Here is a 2,166-nt window from a genome sequence, read left to right on the forward strand (position 1 = left end):
ATCTACAACGCAGGGTACGCGGGACGGCCACTCTTCGAGGACCAGCGTCCGCGCAATACGGGCGACATCATCACGATCGTGATCGCGGAAAACGTCAACGCGACGAAGTCGTCCGCGGCGACCGCGGGCCGTTCGGCAAGCGAGACGTTCGCCGTGCCGACGACGCCTGGGCTCTTCGGTGGACTGTTCAACCGGACGAACCTGTCCGGGAGCGGCTCCAACGGCTTCAACGGTGCGGGCGGCGCGAGCGCGGCCAATACCTTCAGCGGCACGTTGACGGTGACCGTCACGGGCGTGCTGCCTAACGGCAACCTTGAAGTGAGCGGCGAGAAACAGATGCTCATTAACCAGGGCAACGAATTCGTGCGCTTTTCGGGCGTCGTGAACCCGACCACCATCTCGGGCACCAACACTGTCTACTCCACCCAGGTGGCGGACGCGAAGATCGAATATTCGGCGAAGGGGTATATCGACGAGTCCGAGAACATGGGCTGGATGCAGCGCTTCTTCCTCAACGTGGCGCCCTTCTGATCATGAAACTCGCTCTCCGCTTACTGCTGGCCGCTCTCGCTTTTGCTGCCGCGCTTCCGCAGGCCGCTCAGGCCGAGCGTCTCAAGGATCTCGTCTCGTTCCAGGGCGTGCGTGACAATCCGCTGATCGGATATGGCCTCGTCGTGGGTCTGGACGGCACCGGCGACCAGACCTCGCAGACGCCGTTCACCACGCAGAGCTTGACCAACATGCTCGGCAACCTCGGCATCACGCTGAATGCGGCAACGACACAGAACATGCAGTTGAAGAACGTCGCCGCCGTGATGGTGACGGCTGTCTTGCCGCCGTTTGCGCGGCCGGGCGAGGCTATCGACGTGACGGTGTCGTCGCTGGGCAACGCCAAGAGCCTGCGCGGCGGCACGCTGCTGATGGCGCCGCTCAAAGGCGCCGATGGCCTGGTCTACGCGATGGCACAGGGCAACCTCGTTGTCGGCGGTGCAGGCGCGAGCGCCAACGGCAGCAAGGTTCAGATCAACCAGTTGGCGGTCGGCCGGATCTCGGGCGGCGGGCTGGTCGAGCGCTCCGTGCCGAATGCCGTCACGCAGGCGGGCGGCACGATGCAGATGGAATTGCGCGACATGGACTTCGATACCGTGCAGAAGGTCGTCGCGGCGGTGAACAACCAGTTCGGCGTGGGCACCGCGCTCGCGCTCGACGGCCGCACGATCCAGTTGCGCGCGCCCGCCGATATGTCCGAGCAGGTTTCATTCATGGCGCAACTGGAGAATATCGATGTCAAGCCGGCCCAACCCGCCGCCAAGGTCATCCTGAACGCGCGCACGGGTTCGATCGTGATGAACCAGATGGTGACGCTGCAGAATTGCGCGGTCGCGCATGGCAACCTTTCCGTGGTGATCAACACGGAAACGGCGGTCAGCCAGCCGGGCGCGTTCTCGAACGGCACGACGGTAGCCGCGAAGCAATCCCAGATTCAGTTAAAGCAGGAAACCGGCGCGCTCAAGACACTCGGCGCAAGCGCGACTCTCGCCGATGTCGTGAAGGCACTGAACGCCCTCGGCGCGACGCCGGCGGACCTGATCTCGATCTTGCAGTCGATGAAAGCGGCGGGTGCATTGCGCGCCGACCTGGAAATCATATAAGGACGACAGCCCATGAACGCGAACGGTAATGGTATCGCCAGCAATGCGCTGGCCATGACAGGCAACTCTTCGGACACGAGCGCGCTCAGCTCCTTGTCGTCGCGCTTCGCGCTTGACGTCCAGGGCTTTGACGCCATGCGCGCGCAGGCGAATGCGTCGCCGCAGGCGGGTTTGAAAGCCGCTGCGAAGCAGTTCGACACGGTCTTCACCACGATGATGTTGAAAAGCATGCGCGACGCGACCCCGACCGATGGTCCGTTCGATTCGAAAGACAGCGCGTCATTCACCTCGATGCTCGACCAGCAGATGGCGCAGAACCTGGGCTCGAAGGGCATTGGCGTGGCCGACGCGATGCTCAAGCAATTGATGCGCAACGCGGGCGCCAGCATTCAGGCGAGTGCGGGCGGCGCGGGCGGCGCAGAGGGCGACAGCAGCAGCGCGAACGCGGGCAATATCGCTGCGATGAACGCGATGGCGAAGGCCTACGCGAGCGCGGCGGCCAACGGGACAGGGG

General features: G+C 63.9%; 3 protein-coding genes. All 3 read left to right on the top strand.

From position 1 onward, the window contains the following. Positions 1–531, top strand: a 531-nt coding sequence (locus WCA53_RS25495) for a flagellar basal body L-ring protein FlgH (RefSeq protein ID WP_423916961.1), incomplete at its 5' end; no start/stop codon positions are given. Positions 532–533: 2 nt separating this feature from the next. Further along, positions 534–1,652, top strand: a complete 1,119-nt coding sequence (locus tag WCA53_RS25500; RefSeq protein WP_423916963.1) for a flagellar basal body P-ring protein FlgI — start codon at positions 534–536, stop codon at positions 1,650–1,652. Between the two features lie 12 nt (positions 1,653–1,664). Then, positions 1,665–2,166: rod-binding protein (locus WCA53_RS25505; protein WP_423916965.1), on the top strand; the 502-nt coding region annotated here is incomplete at its 3' end.

Origin of the sequence: Caballeronia sp., from assembly GCF_049581465.1 — a bacterium.
GTDB lineage: Bacteria > Pseudomonadota > Gammaproteobacteria > Burkholderiales > Burkholderiaceae > Caballeronia.

Excerpts from the sequence above, each read along its gene's own strand:
- WCA53_RS25500 (WP_423916963.1), top strand. The coding sequence starts at position 534 with ATGAAACTCGCTCTCCGCTTACTGCTGGCCGCTCTCGCTTTTGCTGCC.